The organism is Delftia sp., from assembly GCF_059499305.1.
Genome location: NZ_JCABYI010000001.1, coordinates 138,134 through 150,646 on the forward strand (window position 1 = coordinate 138,134; position 12,513 = coordinate 150,646).

14 protein-coding genes are annotated in these 12,513 nt (G+C 69.6%); 8 read left to right on the plus strand and 6 right to left on the minus strand.

Annotated features, from left to right (window positions below):
* Together AC5I49_RS00695 and AC5I49_RS00700 are read right to left on the minus strand one after the other, a co-directional pair.
* Entirely contained in the window at window positions 1-1,125 is a 1,125-nt protein-coding gene (locus AC5I49_RS00695; protein WP_016453602.1) for a Re/Si-specific NAD(P)(+) transhydrogenase subunit alpha, read from the minus strand.
* Between the two features lie 133 nt (window positions 1,126-1,258).
* Entirely contained in the window at window positions 1,259-1,522 is a 264-nt protein-coding gene (locus AC5I49_RS00700) for a hypothetical protein (RefSeq protein ID WP_495788704.1), read from the minus strand.
* Here AC5I49_RS00700 and AC5I49_RS00705 point away from each other — a divergent pair.
* Window positions 1,451-1,726 (plus strand): zinc ribbon domain-containing protein, encoded by a 276-nt coding sequence (locus AC5I49_RS00705; protein ID WP_074922588.1) that lies wholly within the window; start codon window positions 1,451-1,453, stop codon window positions 1,724-1,726. The genes AC5I49_RS00700 and AC5I49_RS00705 overlap by 72 nt on opposite strands.
* An 85-nt stretch (window positions 1,727-1,811) precedes the next feature.
* A complete protein-coding gene (locus AC5I49_RS00710; protein ID WP_012202273.1) occupies window positions 1,812-2,450 on the plus strand; it encodes an MBL fold metallo-hydrolase in 639 nt (212 codons plus the stop codon).
* Between the two features lie 13 nt (window positions 2,451-2,463).
* On the opposite strand, the gene AC5I49_RS00715 is transcribed toward AC5I49_RS00710, so the two are convergent.
* Entirely contained in the window at window positions 2,464-3,150 is a 687-nt protein-coding gene (locus AC5I49_RS00715) for a Crp/Fnr family transcriptional regulator (RefSeq protein WP_013800207.1), read from the minus strand.
* A gap of 84 nt (window positions 3,151-3,234) precedes the next feature.
* Between AC5I49_RS00715 and AC5I49_RS00720 the strand changes: the two genes are divergently transcribed.
* From AC5I49_RS00720 to AC5I49_RS00740, 5 genes are all read left to right on the plus strand, one after another.
* On the plus strand, window positions 3,235-4,230 hold the full coding sequence (locus AC5I49_RS00720; RefSeq protein ID WP_495788692.1) for an ABC transporter substrate-binding protein: 996 nt from the start codon (window positions 3,235-3,237) through the stop codon (window positions 4,228-4,230).
* A gap of 12 nt (window positions 4,231-4,242) precedes the next feature.
* On the plus strand, window positions 4,243-5,040 hold the full coding sequence (locus AC5I49_RS00725) for an ABC transporter ATP-binding protein (protein WP_016448569.1): 798 nt from the start codon (window positions 4,243-4,245) through the stop codon (window positions 5,038-5,040).
* Window positions 5,030-5,785 (plus strand): ABC transporter permease, encoded by a 756-nt coding sequence (locus AC5I49_RS00730; RefSeq protein WP_013800204.1) that lies wholly within the window; start codon window positions 5,030-5,032, stop codon window positions 5,783-5,785. The genes AC5I49_RS00725 and AC5I49_RS00730 overlap by 11 nt, the downstream gene beginning before the upstream one ends.
* A 71-nt stretch (window positions 5,786-5,856) precedes the next feature.
* The gene (locus tag AC5I49_RS00735; protein WP_016448570.1) at window positions 5,857-6,732 is read left to right on the plus strand and encodes a TauD/TfdA dioxygenase family protein; all 876 of its coding nucleotides are present in this window, start codon (window positions 5,857-5,859) and stop codon (window positions 6,730-6,732) included.
* Window positions 6,733-6,755: 23 nt separating this feature from the next.
* Complete coding sequence (locus AC5I49_RS00740; RefSeq protein WP_495788693.1) at window positions 6,756-8,213, plus strand: aldehyde dehydrogenase family protein; 1,458 nt, start codon at window positions 6,756-6,758, stop codon at window positions 8,211-8,213.
* A gap of 10 nt (window positions 8,214-8,223) precedes the next feature.
* On the opposite strand, the gene AC5I49_RS00745 is transcribed toward AC5I49_RS00740, so the two are convergent.
* From AC5I49_RS00745 to AC5I49_RS00755, 3 genes are all read right to left on the minus strand, one after another.
* Window positions 8,224-9,126: a M48 family metallopeptidase gene (locus AC5I49_RS00745; protein WP_495788694.1), complete on the minus strand. Its 903-nt coding sequence runs from the start codon at window positions 9,124-9,126 to the stop codon at window positions 8,224-8,226.
* 60 nt (window positions 9,127-9,186) lie between these two features.
* The gene (locus AC5I49_RS00750) at window positions 9,187-10,158 is read right to left on the minus strand and encodes a DMT family transporter (protein ID WP_495788695.1); all 972 of its coding nucleotides are present in this window, start codon (window positions 10,156-10,158) and stop codon (window positions 9,187-9,189) included.
* Window positions 10,159-10,230: 72 nt separating this feature from the next.
* The gene (locus AC5I49_RS00755) at window positions 10,231-10,959 is read right to left on the minus strand and encodes a helix-turn-helix domain-containing protein (protein WP_495788696.1); all 729 of its coding nucleotides are present in this window, start codon (window positions 10,957-10,959) and stop codon (window positions 10,231-10,233) included.
* An 86-nt stretch (window positions 10,960-11,045) separates the two neighbouring features.
* Here AC5I49_RS00755 and AC5I49_RS00760 point away from each other — a divergent pair, with 86 nt between their 5' ends.
* Window positions 11,046-12,416 carry an AmpG family muropeptide MFS transporter gene (locus AC5I49_RS00760; protein ID WP_431604980.1) on the plus strand — a complete coding sequence of 457 codons (1,371 nt, stop codon included), beginning with the start codon at window positions 11,046-11,048 and terminating at the stop codon, window positions 12,414-12,416.
* Window positions 12,417-12,513: the final 97 nt, after the last annotated feature.

A 12,513-nucleotide genomic window follows, 5' to 3' on the forward strand; every position in this document is an offset into this window, starting at 1 on the left:
TCATTTCCTCCGCTGTGCTGCGAGTTGGCCTTCATGGGCCATCAGGCACGCGGCCACGATGTCGTCCTCCATGTCCACATGCAGGGCGCCATCCTTGTTGATGATGAGCTTGAGAAAATCGAGCACATTGCGTGCATACAGGGCCGAGGCATCGGCCGCCACCAGCGCCGCCAGGTTGGTCAGGCCCACGATGGTCACGCCATGCGTGACCACGGTCATGCCGGCCTGGGTCAGCGGGCAGTTGCCGCCGCGCTCGGCCGCCAGGTCCACGATGACGGCGCCTGGCTTCATGGCCTGCACCATCTCGGCCGTGACCAGCACGGGCGCGGGCCGGCCCGGGATCAGCGCCGTGGTGATGACCACGTCGGCCTGGGCCACGCGCTTGGCGACCTCGGCCTTTTGCCGGTCCAGCCAGCTTTGCGGCATGGGGCGGGCGTAGCCGCCCACGCCTTCGGCGGCCTCCTTTTCCTCGGCCGTCTCGTAGGGCACATCGATGAACTTCGCGCCCAGCGACTCGACCTGCTCGCGCACGCTGGGCCGCACATCGCTGGCCTCGATCACGGCGCCCAGGCGCTTGGCCGTGGCAATGGCCTGCAGGCCGGCCACGCCCACGCCCAGCACCACGACGCGCGCGGCCTTCACCGTGCCGGCCGCCGTCATCAGCATGGGAAAGAAGCGCTGGTACTGGTTGGCCGCAATCATCACGGCCTTGTAGCCGGCGATATTGGCCTGGCTGGACAGCACGTCCATGCTCTGCGCACGCGTGGTGCGCGGAGCCGCCTCCAGCGCATAGGCCGTGATGCCCGCATCGGCCAGGCGCTGCAGGCCTGCGGGCTGGAAGGGGTCCAGCATGCCGACCAGCGTTGCGCCCTTGCGGACCAGGGGCAGCTCATCCTCCGAAGGAATGCGCACCTTGAGCACAAGATCGGCGCCCAGGGCGCCTGCCGCATCGACGATCTCGGCGCCCGCTGCCTCGAACAAGGCATCGGGCACGCTGGCCGCCACTCCCGCTCCCGACTGCACGCGCAGCACATGGCCTTGCGCACGCAGCTTCTTGACGGTCTCGGGGGTCGCGGCCACCCGGGTTTCTCCTGCCATGGTCTCGGCAGGCACGCCAATCAACATACCGGTTCTCCCTCGCGTGATGCCGGTACCCGCCCTGCGCTGCATTGCGCAGGCGGCGGCCCGGCCCATCCTCGAAAAAATCCTTGCGCGCCTGCATGACGGCAGGCTGGCTTGGCGGCACGGCTAGCTTGTATCACGGCCGCGTGGCGGCAGCCACGGGGTCTGCCCGCGAGGATGTCGCCTGTCCGTCACAAGACGCCGGATTGCCGCGAAATGACAGCCACATTAAATGATCGCCATCCACGTCCTGGCGCACCGCTGCCGTGTCCCAATGCACCTTTGAGCGACTGCAGCGGCGCAGCCGCGCAGTGCGAAGGAAGGCACCATGGGACTCTTGCAAAGACTGTTCGGACAACACGCGCGCGGCGGCCATCACGGCGGCAATATCGGCGTCCATATCGGCGGGCATCACGCCGGCGGCGCATACCCGCCTGCGGCCGTGGCGGCGGTCTGCCCCGGCTGCCATGCATCGATTGCCTCCAGCTCGCGCTTTTGCCCGCAGTGCGGCGGCGCGGTGCTGCCGCAGGCCTGCAGGAGCTGCAGCGCCAGCCATCCGGCCGGTGCGCGGTTCTGCGGGCAATGCGGCCAACCGACCACCTGACGGCGCAAGCGGGGGGGCCCTGCGCTGCCATCAGGGGAAGGAGCGGGAATAATGGGCGCTTTCGCCAGAAGCACCCACGCCGCCCATGCTCCAGTACCACACCATCCCCGTCACCGCCTTCCAGCAGAACTGCTCGCTGGTCTGGTGCGACCAGACCATGGAAGCCGCCGTCATCGACCCGGGCGGCGACCTGGAGCAGATCGGCTGGGAGATAGAGCGCCTGGGCCTGGCGCTCAAGGCCATCTGGCTCACGCACGCCCACATAGACCACGCGGGCGGCACGCGCGAGCTGGCCGATGCACAGCAGCTGCCCATCATCGGCCCCCATCCCGGCGACCAGTTCTGGATCGATGCGCTGCCCCAGCAGGGCGCCATGTTCGGCTTCCCGCATTCGGACCCCTTCACGCCCACGCGCTGGCTGCACGATGGCGACACGGTGAGCATCGGCCAGGAGACGCTGCAGGTGCGCCACTGCCCCGGCCATACGCCCGGCCACGTGGTGTTCCATGCGCCGCAGATCGACCGCGCCTTCGTGGGCGACGTGCTGTTCGCGGGCAGCATCGGCCGCACCGACTTTCCCCAGGGCAACCACCAGCAGCTGATCGACAGCATCGTCCAGCGCCTGTGGCCCATGGGCGACCAGACCGTGTTCATCCCGGGCCACGGCCCCGAAAGCAGCTTCGGCCGCGAGCGCAAGAGCAACCCCTACGTGGGCGGGACCTGAGCCTGCAGCTGCCTCAGCCCAGCACCTCGATCCACCGATAGCCCAGACGCACGCTGCCGCCCGCCTGCAGCTTGCGCAGCTCCTCGTTCACGCGCTGGCGCGAGGCGCCCACCACATGCGACAGATCACCCTGCGATATGCGCAGCAGGGTGCGGCCGCCGGGCAGGGGCTGGCCGTTCTCTGCCGCCAGCACCTGCAAGGTGGCCCAGACCCGGGCATGCAGCGTGTCCTCCGAACTGATGAAGATGGTGTCCAGCAGCCCGTTCACGCGCAGGCTCAGCAGGCGCGCCACAGCCAGGCATGCGGGCGCATCGCGCTCCAGGAAGTCCAGCAGCGGCTGGCGCGGCAGGACCAGCACCTCGACATCGCCATCGGCCACCAGGTCCACGGGCACGGGCGCATTGCCCAGCACCGAGCTGATGCCGGTGATCTCCCCGGCCTCCAGCCAGCGCGTCATGCGCTCGGTGCCGCCCACGGTGAAGGCCACGACACGAAAGCGCCCTGACAGCAGCACCAGCGCATGGTCGGCCGCATCGCCGCGCTTTTGCACGAACTGTCCATCGCGGTAGCGGCGCCTGGAGCCTATGGCCCGCAGCCCGCGTGCCGATGCGGCCGGCAATTCGGCCAGCAGGTCCACGCGATAGCGCTCGCTGCGCGCCTGCGCCAAAGAGGTGTTGGGGGAACCGAGCTTGGTGTTCACCCGATCATTGTCCCTTTCGCGGCAATTGGCGCATAGCACCGTCCTTGTAATCGGCCCCATACCCACACGTATGGAGCCCGCCCCATGATCCGCACCACGCTCGCCCTGGTATCCGCCTTCGTGTTCGCCCTGCTCTCGACCCAGGCAGCCCTGGCACAGACGCCCACGCTGCGTATCCAGGACTACCCCGGCATCGGCAATTTCCTGGTGCGCGTGGCCAACGCGCGGGGACTGTGCGAGAAGCACGGCATACGATGCGAACTTCGCCCCATCCCGCAGGCGCCGCTGGCGCTGCAGACCTTGCTGGCCGGTGACCTCGAAGTGGCGTTTACGCCGCCCGAGGTGCTGCTTCAGGCGGTCAACAAGGGCGCCGACCTCAAGGTGATCGGCAGCGGCGCCAGCGCGCCGACGTTCTTCCTCATGGCCTCGGCGGCCCTGCCCATGGCGCATGCCGCCCAGGGCTATCCCGCCGTGATGCAGGACTTCAAGGGCCGGCGCATCGGCGTGACGGCGCGCGGCAGCGCGGCCGAGTTCCAGCTCGTGAGCCTGCTGCAGGGCGCCGGCATGAAGGCGGACGACGTCACCATCGTCGCAGTGGGCTCGCCCAACACCGCCTTTCCGGCGATTGCGCAAAAGCAGGTCGATGGCCTGATGCTGTTCTCGCCCATGGACGGCTTTTGCGAGGTCAGCCAGGCCTGCCGCATCGTCGTCGATCCGCGCAGGGGCCAGGGTCCCGCCGAGGTGTTGGACACCAACGGCGCCGGCGTGCTGCAGGTGGTGCGCGCCGACTTCCTGCGCAAGAACGCCCCGGCCGTGGAGGGCTTGCGCCGCGCCATGAACGAGGCGGCCGACTATGCCCGCGAACCGGCCCATTTCGATGCATTGCTCAAAGTCGCGCAGGACAGCTTCAGGATCAACACGCCCGGCGGCGACCGGATCCTGGAAGTGGCGCTGCGCAACGCCATTCCTTCCATGCAGTTTGCGGTGGACCCCAAGGCCCTGCAGCATGCCGCGCGCTACCTGCAGCGCACGGGGCAGATCAGCCGGCTGATCGACACCGCGCCCCTGCTGGCGCAGTGAAGGGGGGGCGCCATGACTTCCAATGGATCGCAACTGCCGCCGCAGGCCATTGCCGCCGACGGCCTGCACCTGAGCTTCGACGGCCGCACGCAGGTGCTGGACAACATTGCGCTGCAGGTGGCCGAGGGCGAATTCGTCTCGCTGGTCGGGCCCAGCGGCTGCGGCAAGACCAGCCTGCTCAACCTCTGCGCGGGCCTGGTGGCCCACACCGGCGCCGGCACGCTGCGCGTGCTGGGCGAGGCACCGCGCCTGGGCAGTTCCCGCGTGGGCTACATGCTGGCGCGCGACAGCCTGCTGCCCTGGTGCACGGCGCTGGAGAACGCCGCCTTCGGCGCGCGCGTGCGCGGCGTCGGCACGGCCGACAGCACGGAGCGCGCACTGCGCATGCTGCAGGAGGTGGGCCTGGCCGACCATGCGCAGGCCCTGCCCAAGGCCTTGTCCCACGGCATGCGCCAGCGCACGGCACTGGCGCGCACCTTTGCGCTGGACGCGCAGCTGCTGCTGATGGACGAGCCCTTCGGCGCCCTGGACGCGCAGACCAAGCTGCAGCTGCAGGACCTGCTGCTGCGCCTGTGCCAGCAGCACCGCCACAGCGTGCTGTTCGTGACCCACGACCTGGCCGAGGCCGTGGCCGTCTCCGACCGCGTGGTGGTGATGTCCTCGCGCCCGGGCCGCATCATCGCCGACCTGCCCATAGACCTGCCGCGCCCGCGCTCCATCCGCGACCTGCAGAAGTCCCCACGCTTCCATGAACTCTATGCGGCCCTGTGGTCGCAGCTTGAATCGGGATGGGTGCACCATGAAGGCTGACCGTCTGCAATGGCTGGCGCTGCATGCGCTGTTCATCTGTCTCGTGTTGGGACTGGCCGAATGGGCCGCCGCGCGCCGCTGGCTGGACCCCACCTTCTTCGGCCAGCCCAGCGGCGTGGCCGCCTATCTCTGGAACCATGCGGGCACGGCCCGGTTCTGGTCCGACCTGGGCTGGACGCTGGCCGCCGTGGCCTGCTCCTTCGTGCTGGGCAGCGTGGCCGCCTTCGCCACGGGGCTGGCCTTCGTGCGCTGGCCGGCCATCGAGCGCTTTGCGGAGCCCTACTTCAACGCGCTGAACGTGATGCCGCGCATCGCGCTGGCGCCGCTGTTCATCCTGTGGTTCGGGCTGGGGCTGGGCAGCAAGATCGCCGTGGGCTGCTCGCTGACCTTCTTCATCGTGCTGTCGGCCACGGTGGCAGGCATGCGGGGCGTCAGCCAGGACCACGTCACGCTGTGCCGCACCCTGGGCGCCAGCGCCGCCACCACCTTCTTCGAGGTCACGCTGCCCGGCGCCGTCCCGGTGATCTTCTCGGGCCTGCGCCTGGGATTGATCTATGCCCTGCTGGGCGTGGTGGGCACCGAGATCATCGCCAGCGAAAAGGGCCTGGGCCAGACCCTGGCCTACCTGGGCTCCACCTTCGACATCAATGGCGTCATGGCGCTGCTGCTGGTGCTGGCCCTGCTGGGCGTGGGCATGGTGCGCTTCATGTCCTGGGCCGAGAGGCGGCTGCTGCACTGGCAGTGAGCCCGCCAGCCCTCTCTCTCCACCTTCCTTCCTCTTCCTCCCCTTCCATCCGTTCCTTCAAGGAGTACCCCATGGCCAATGCCGCCCCCATGCAGCTGATCGACATCGACGCCCGCTACCACCACATCCGCCCCGTGCCGCGCATGCCCAACTTCGCGGCCTGGATCGAGGGCGTGGATCTGACCCGGCCCCTGTCCCCCGAGGTGCAGGCAGAACTGCGACAGGCCCTGTACGACTTCGAGGTCATCTTCTTCCGGCCCCAGGCCATCACGGCCGAGCAGCATGTGGCGCTGGCGCAGGTGTTCGGCCCGCTGTCCAAGGGCTCGTACTTCGAGCGCAAGAGCGGCATGCCCGACGTGGAGATGATCATCTCCGACAAGGACCGCCCGCCCGCCATAGACAACTGGCACACCGACATCAGCTGGAAGCAGCAGCCGCCGCTGGGCACCGTGATCCAGATCGTGACCACGCCGCCGGCCGGCGGCAACACTTGCTGGACCAGCACCAGCAAGGCCTATGACTGGCTCTCGCCCGGCATGCAGCAGTACCTGGAAGGCCTGCAGGCGGTCCATACCTGGGAGGAATCGGGCTTCCGGGAATACCTGGGCCGCAAGGGCGAGGAGGCGCTGTTCGAGGCGCTGCGCCAGTTCAAGCCCGTGACGCATCCCGTGGTGCGCACCAACCCCGATTCAGGCCGCAAGTGCATCTTCGTCAATGCCGATTTCACGCGCCACATCACGGGCGTGGACCGGCACGAGGCGCGCGGCGTGCTCGCCTTCCTGCTGGACTGGCTGAAGAAGCCGGAGTTCATGGTGCATCATCAATGGGACGCGGGCGGCATCGCCATCTGGGACAACCGCAGCACGCAGCACTATGCTGTGGCCGACTACTGGCCCCACTACCGCGTGAACCAGCGCGTCACCTTCGACACCCCTTCCACCCAATGACAACGAGACACGGAGACAGCTTCATGAGCACGCAAGAGCACCTGCAGTTCTATATCGACGGCCAATGGGTTCCCCCGGCCGTGCCGCGCACGCTGGATGTGATCAATCCGTCCACCGAGGAGGTGGCGGCCCGCATCAGCATGGGCTCGGCCGCCGATGTCGATGCAGCCGTGGCCGCCGCACGCCGCGCGTTCGACGGCTTCTCGCAGACCACGCGCGACGAGCGGCTGGCCCTGCTGGACAAGGTGCTGGCGGTCTACATGCGCCGCATCGACGAGGTGGCGCAGACCATCTCGCTGGAGATGGGCGCGCCGCTGTGGCTGTCGCGCGCGGCCCAGGCCACCGTGGGCGCGGGGCACCTGAAGCAGACCCTGCAGGTGCTCAGGGACTTCGAGTTCGAGAGCGTGCGCGGCACCACCGGCATCGTGCATGAGCCCGTGGGCGTGGTGGGCATGATCACGCCCTGGAACTGGCCCATCAACCAGATCATGTGCAAGGTGGCACCGGCCCTGGCGGCGGGCTGCACCATGGTGCTCAAGCCCTCGGAGATCGCGCCGCTGAACGCCATCCTGGTGGCCGAGATCCTGCACGAAGCGGGCGTGCCGGCCGGCGTGTTCAACCTGGTCAACGGCGACGGCCCCTCGGTGGGCGAGGCCATGTCCGTGCACCCCGGCATCGACATGATGACCTTCACCGGCTCCACGCGCGCGGGCATTGCCGTGGCCAAGGCCTCGGCCGATACCGTCAAGCGCGTGACCCAGGAGCTGGGCGGCAAGTCGGCCAACATCGTGCTGGACGACGCCGACATCGAAAAGGCCGTGACCCAGGGCGTGAACGCCTGCTTCACCAACTCCGGTCAGAGCTGCAACGCGCCCACGCGCATGTTCGTGCCGCGCGCCCTGCATGCGCGCGCCGTGGCCGCGGCCAAGGCCGCTGCCGAAGGCATGAAGGTGGGCGATGCACTGGCCGACACGGGCGCCATGCACATGGGCCCCGTGGTCAGCGAGGCGCAGTTCCGCAAGATCCAGGGCCTGATCGAGGCCGGCATCGCCGAAGGCGCCACCCTGGTGGCCGGCGGCACGGGCCGCCCCGAGGGCCTTGCGCGCGGCTACTTCGTGCGGCCCACGGTGTTTGCCGACGTGCGCAACGACATGACCATTGCGCGCGAGGAGATCTTCGGCCCCGTGCTGGTCATCCTGCCCTACGACACGGAGGAGGAGGCCATCGCCCAGGCCAACGACACGCCCTACGGCCTGTCGGGCTATGTGCAGTCCGGCAGCCTGGAGCGCGCACGCCGCGTGGCCTCGCGCCTGCGCACCGGCATGGTCCACCTCAACGGTGCGGGGCTGGACTTCGGCGCGCCGTTCGGTGGCTACAAGCAGTCGGGCACGGGCCGGGAATGGGGCGAGCACGGCTTCAAGGAGTACCTTGAAGTGAAAGCCGTGATGGGCTACCAACCCAAGCAAAAAGCCGCCGCCTGAAGGCGGCTGCCTACCCGCGCCGTGCGGCCTCGTAGAGGCCTTCCACGCGCGGGATGTTGCGCTCCAGCTCGCGGATGCGCTCGGGGCCTGCGGGGTGGGTGGACAGGAATTCCAGGCCGCCGCGGTCGCCCGTGGCCTGGCCCATCTTGCGCCACAGCGAGACCGAGGCCTGGGGGTTGTAGCCGGCGCGCGCGGCCAGCTCCAGGCCCACGAGGTCGGCCTCGCTCTCATCGCCCCGGCTGAATTTCAGCGACAGCAACTGGCCGCCCAGGCGGGCCGCCGCATTGCCCAGGTCGCCCAGGCCCAGCAATTGGGCGCCCAGCGAGATGCCGATGCTGGTGGCCTGGTTCTTGGCCAGCTGCTCGCGCGAGTGCTCGCGCAGCGCATGGGCCATTTCGTGGCCCATGATCATGGCGATCTCGTCGTCGGTCAGCTGCAGCTGGTCGATGATGCCGGTGTAGAAGGCGATCTTGCCGCCCGGCATGCAAAAGGCATTGATCTCCTTGCTGCCGATCAGGTTCACCTCCCAGCGCCAGGCATTGGCGCGCGGATTCCATTGCGCGGTGTAGGGGATCAGCCGCCGGGCGATGGCGCGCAGCCGCAGCAGCTGCGGGTTGCTGTCGCCGGCCAGTGCGCCCTGGGCGCGGGCCTTGGCCAGCAGTTGCTGGTACTGGTCGGTGGCGGCGCCTTCCAGCGTCTCGGCCGGCACCAGCTTGCGCAGGCCCGAGGCACCGCCCACCTGCACCTGGGCCGCCACCGGCGCCGTGGCCAGGCCCATGGCCGCCGCGCTGCCGGCCAGCAAGAAACCGCGACGCGCGCGCCAGGGCGCGCAGGCACAGCCCCAGGCGGACGGGGCACAGGATTCGGAGGAGAGATGGGATGGCTGCTGCATGCCGCCAAGTCTAGCGGCCATGCATGCCTGCAACATGCGGAGAACAGCGCATCGTGAAGAGCGGCGCCGACCTACAAAGAGTCACGCCATCTGCGCGGCCATCACGGCCCGCTGCGAGCGCATCTCGGCGCCGATCACCAGCATCAGCCCGGCCAGCACGGCCAGCAGCCCCAGCCACGATTGCAGCGGCTGCCGCTCGCCCACGACCCACACCGCCAGCACGAAGGCCGCCACGGGCTCGATCAGGCTCAGCGTCACGCCCGTGGGGCCGGAGATGCTGCGCAGCCCGATGGAAAACAGCATGTGCGCCAGGCCCGACACCACCACGCCCAGGTAGACCACCACCAGCACGGCCGCCAGGCTCCACTGCGGCAGGCCGCTTTGCACCAGCGCAATCGGCACCGCCATGCAGGCCGCCCCGGTGAACACATAGAAATTCACCACGCGCGGCGACATGTGGGTGACCAGGCGCTTGTTGATCAGCGCATAGCCCGCGTACGACAGCCCCGCCAGCAGGCACAGGGCCAGGCCGCTCCAGGACAGCGTGGCGCCGCCCCGGGCCACCACCATGGCCGCGCCTCCCGCCACGCTCACCAGCGTGCCGGCCCACCACAGGGCCGACAGGGGCGCGCGCAGCACCAGCGCCTGCATCAGCCCGGCCCAGATGGGGCCGCTGCCAATGGCCACGGCCGTGCCCACGGCCACGCCCGTGAGCGTCACGCCCTCGTAGAAGAAGATGCTGTAGCCGCCGATTCCCATGGAAGCCAGCAGAAACCAGGCCGGGCGCAGTCCCAGGTGCACCGGGTTGGGCAGCAGAGGCTGGACGCGCGCCCCGCCCTGCCCGGCCCGCCCGCGCAGCCTCCAATGGGAAACCGCCAGCAGCGCCCCCAGAAACAGGCTGGAAACCGCCAACTGCGCGGCGCCCACCCAGAACGGCGACAGCCCGCCTGCGCCCAGGCTTTGCGCCGTGCCCGTCGTGCCCCAGAGCACGGCAGCCACCGAAACGAAGGCGATGCCGACGGCGGAGGAAGAAGCGGAAGAGTTGCGAACCATGGCGCCATGTTGCGCCTGGCGCGGCCGGGCATTTGTCGAGAAACGCTCGTAGTCCGCAAGACTGTGAACGGGCTAGCCGCGCAGCTGCCGCGCCGTCACGCCCCGGTCGCGCCGCAGCGCATAGGCCAGCGCGCTGGCCGAGGCATAGCCGCAGCGCAGCGCCGTGGCCTCCAGGAGCAGGCCCCGCGCCAGCCCGCGCTCGGCCGCATCCAGGCGCAGGCCGCGCAGCCAGGCCTGGGGCGGCTGGCCCGCCAGCTCCACGAAGCGTGCGTGAAAGCGCTGGGCGCTCATATGGCACAGGGCGGCCAGCCGGGCCGTGGGCCAGTCCTCGTGCAATGCGGCCTGTACGCTCGTGGTCAGTTGCTGCAGGTCCAGCCCCCGGCGCGCCAGCAGGCCGGGCGCCTGCAGCACCTGGGCCAGCTGCTCTGTGGCCGGGCCTTCCGACTCCCGGCCGCGCAGGGCGGGCGGCACGGAAAAGCGCCGCATCCGGTCCAGCCCCGGGCCGCTGGGCGCATCGATGACGAACACGCGCGAGCGCGGCGCCGCCAGGTAGCCGTGGTCCACGCCGGCGGGGATGAGCATGCCGCTGACGGCGTCCACAAAGGCGCTGCGCCCGCCCACCTCCAGCTCCATGCGGCCCTGCAGCGCATAGAGGATTTGCGCATGGCCGTGGGCGTGGGCCTGGTGCTCGCCGCTGTAGCTGCGCACCGAGCTGTGCGGCGCGAAGGCGGTATCGGTGGCATCGGCCGCGCCGTCTTGCGCGGCGGCATCGCTGTGGAGGGAAGAGAGGGTGTAGGCCATGTCGGCATCCTGTGCCCGCGATGGTAGCGCGCGCCAGTCCGCGCCACCATGGGCCCGATAATGGCCGCAGCCTGCCGCAGCCCAACATGACCGAGCCGTCCACCACCACCTCCTCCGCCCCTTCCACCCCCACTGAAGCGCCCCGCCGCAGCTGGGGCCAGACCCTGCGCGTCTATGCCGAGCCGGCCAGTCTGCGCATGCTGGCCCTGGGTTTTTCGGCAGGCCTGCCGCTGCTGCTGGTGCTGGGCACGCTGTCGTTCTGGCTGCGCGAGGCCGGCGTGGACCGCACCACCATCGGCTACCTGAGCTGGGTGGGCCTGGCCTATGCCTTCAAGTGGGTCTGGTCGCCGCTGGTGGACCGCATGCCGCTGCCGCTGCTCACGCGCTGGCTGGGGCGGCGGCGCGGCTGGCTGCTGTTCGCGCAGATGCTCATCGTCGCCGGGCTGTGCGGCATGGCATTCAATGATCCGCGCGTCTCGCTCACGCCGCTGGTGTGGTGCGCGCTGGCCGTGGCCTTCGGCTCGGCCACGCAGGACATTGCGCTGGATGCCTACCGCATCGAATCGGCCGATACCGAGCGCCAGGCCGCGCTGGCCGCCACCTACCAGACCGGCTATCGGCTGGCCATGATCTGGGCCGGCGCCGGCGTGCTGTGGCTGGCCGCCCGCGCCGAGGTGGCGGGCATGGCGGGCTACCAGAGCGGCGCCTGGCAGGTGGCCTACCTGGCCATGGCCGCCTCCATGGCCGTGGGCATGCTGACCGTGCTGCTCTCGCCGGAACCGGTGCCACGCCCGCTGGCACCTGCCCGCAACGCGGCCGAGTGGCTGCGTGGCGCGCTGGTCGAGCCCTTTGCCGACTTCCTGGGCCGCTACCGCTGGCAGGCGCTGCTGGTGCTGGGCCTGATCGCCATCTACCGCATCAGCGACGTGGTCATGGGCATCATGGCCAACCCCTTCTACGTGGACATGGGCTTCACCAAGGACGAAGTGGCCGCCGTGACCAAGGTGTACGGCGTGATCATGACGCTGGCGGGCGCCTTCCTGGGCGGGGCGCTGGCCATGCGCTGGGGCGTGATGCGCGTGCTGATGCTGGGCGCCGCGCTGTCGGCCGCCACCAACCTGCTGTTCGCCTGGCTGGCCACGCGCGGCCATGACGTGAATGCGCTGGTCTGGGTGGTGAGCGCGGACAACCTGGCCGGCGGCATCGCCTCGGCGGCCTTCATCGCCTACCTGTCGGGGCTGACCAATGTGCAGTACTCGGCCACGCAGTACGCGCTGTTCAGCTCCATGATGCTGCTGGCGCCCAAATGGCTGGCCGGCTTCTCGGGCGCCTTTGTCGATGCGCATGGCTACGTGAGCTTCTTCCAGGCCACGGCCCTGCTGGGCCTGCCCGTGCTGGTGCTGATCGCACTGGCCTCGCGCGTGCATGCGGTGCGGCCCGCGCAACGCGGCAGTTGAGCGGCTGGCCGCAGGCTGCGCTGTTTTACCGAACTTTACGCAAGCGACAAGCGCGGCTGACGGGGCGCTGCGAGCATCGTCGCAACACGACGCCAGG

Bases quoted from the DNA above. Each gene is read 5' to 3' on its own strand.
- AC5I49_RS00695 (WP_016453602.1), bottom strand. From the start codon at position 1,125: ATGTTGATTGGCGTGCCTGCCGAGACCATGGCAGGAGAAACCCGGGTG.
- AC5I49_RS00705 (WP_074922588.1), top strand. From the start codon at position 1,451: ATGGGACTCTTGCAAAGACTGTTCGGACAACACGCGCGCGGCGGCCAT.
- AC5I49_RS00700 (WP_495788704.1), bottom strand. From the start codon at position 1,522: ATGGACGCCGATATTGCCGCCGTGATGGCCGCCGCGCGCGTGTTGTCC.
- AC5I49_RS00710 (WP_012202273.1), top strand. From the start codon at position 1,812: ATGCTCCAGTACCACACCATCCCCGTCACCGCCTTCCAGCAGAACTGC.
- AC5I49_RS00720 (WP_495788692.1), top strand. From the start codon at position 3,235: ATGATCCGCACCACGCTCGCCCTGGTATCCGCCTTCGTGTTCGCCCTG.
- AC5I49_RS00725 (WP_016448569.1), top strand. From the start codon at position 4,243: ATGACTTCCAATGGATCGCAACTGCCGCCGCAGGCCATTGCCGCCGAC.
- AC5I49_RS00730 (WP_013800204.1), top strand. From the start codon at position 5,030: ATGAAGGCTGACCGTCTGCAATGGCTGGCGCTGCATGCGCTGTTCATC.
- AC5I49_RS00735 (WP_016448570.1), top strand. From the start codon at position 5,857: ATGGCCAATGCCGCCCCCATGCAGCTGATCGACATCGACGCCCGCTAC.
- AC5I49_RS00740 (WP_495788693.1), top strand. From the start codon at position 6,756: ATGAGCACGCAAGAGCACCTGCAGTTCTATATCGACGGCCAATGGGTT.
- AC5I49_RS00745 (WP_495788694.1), bottom strand. From the start codon at position 9,126: ATGGCCGCTAGACTTGGCGGCATGCAGCAGCCATCCCATCTCTCCTCC.
- AC5I49_RS00750 (WP_495788695.1), bottom strand. From the start codon at position 10,158: ATGGTTCGCAACTCTTCCGCTTCTTCCTCCGCCGTCGGCATCGCCTTC.
- AC5I49_RS00755 (WP_495788696.1), bottom strand. From the start codon at position 10,959: ATGGCCTACACCCTCTCTTCCCTCCACAGCGATGCCGCCGCGCAAGAC.
- AC5I49_RS00760 (WP_431604980.1), top strand. From the start codon at position 11,046: ATGACCGAGCCGTCCACCACCACCTCCTCCGCCCCTTCCACCCCCACT.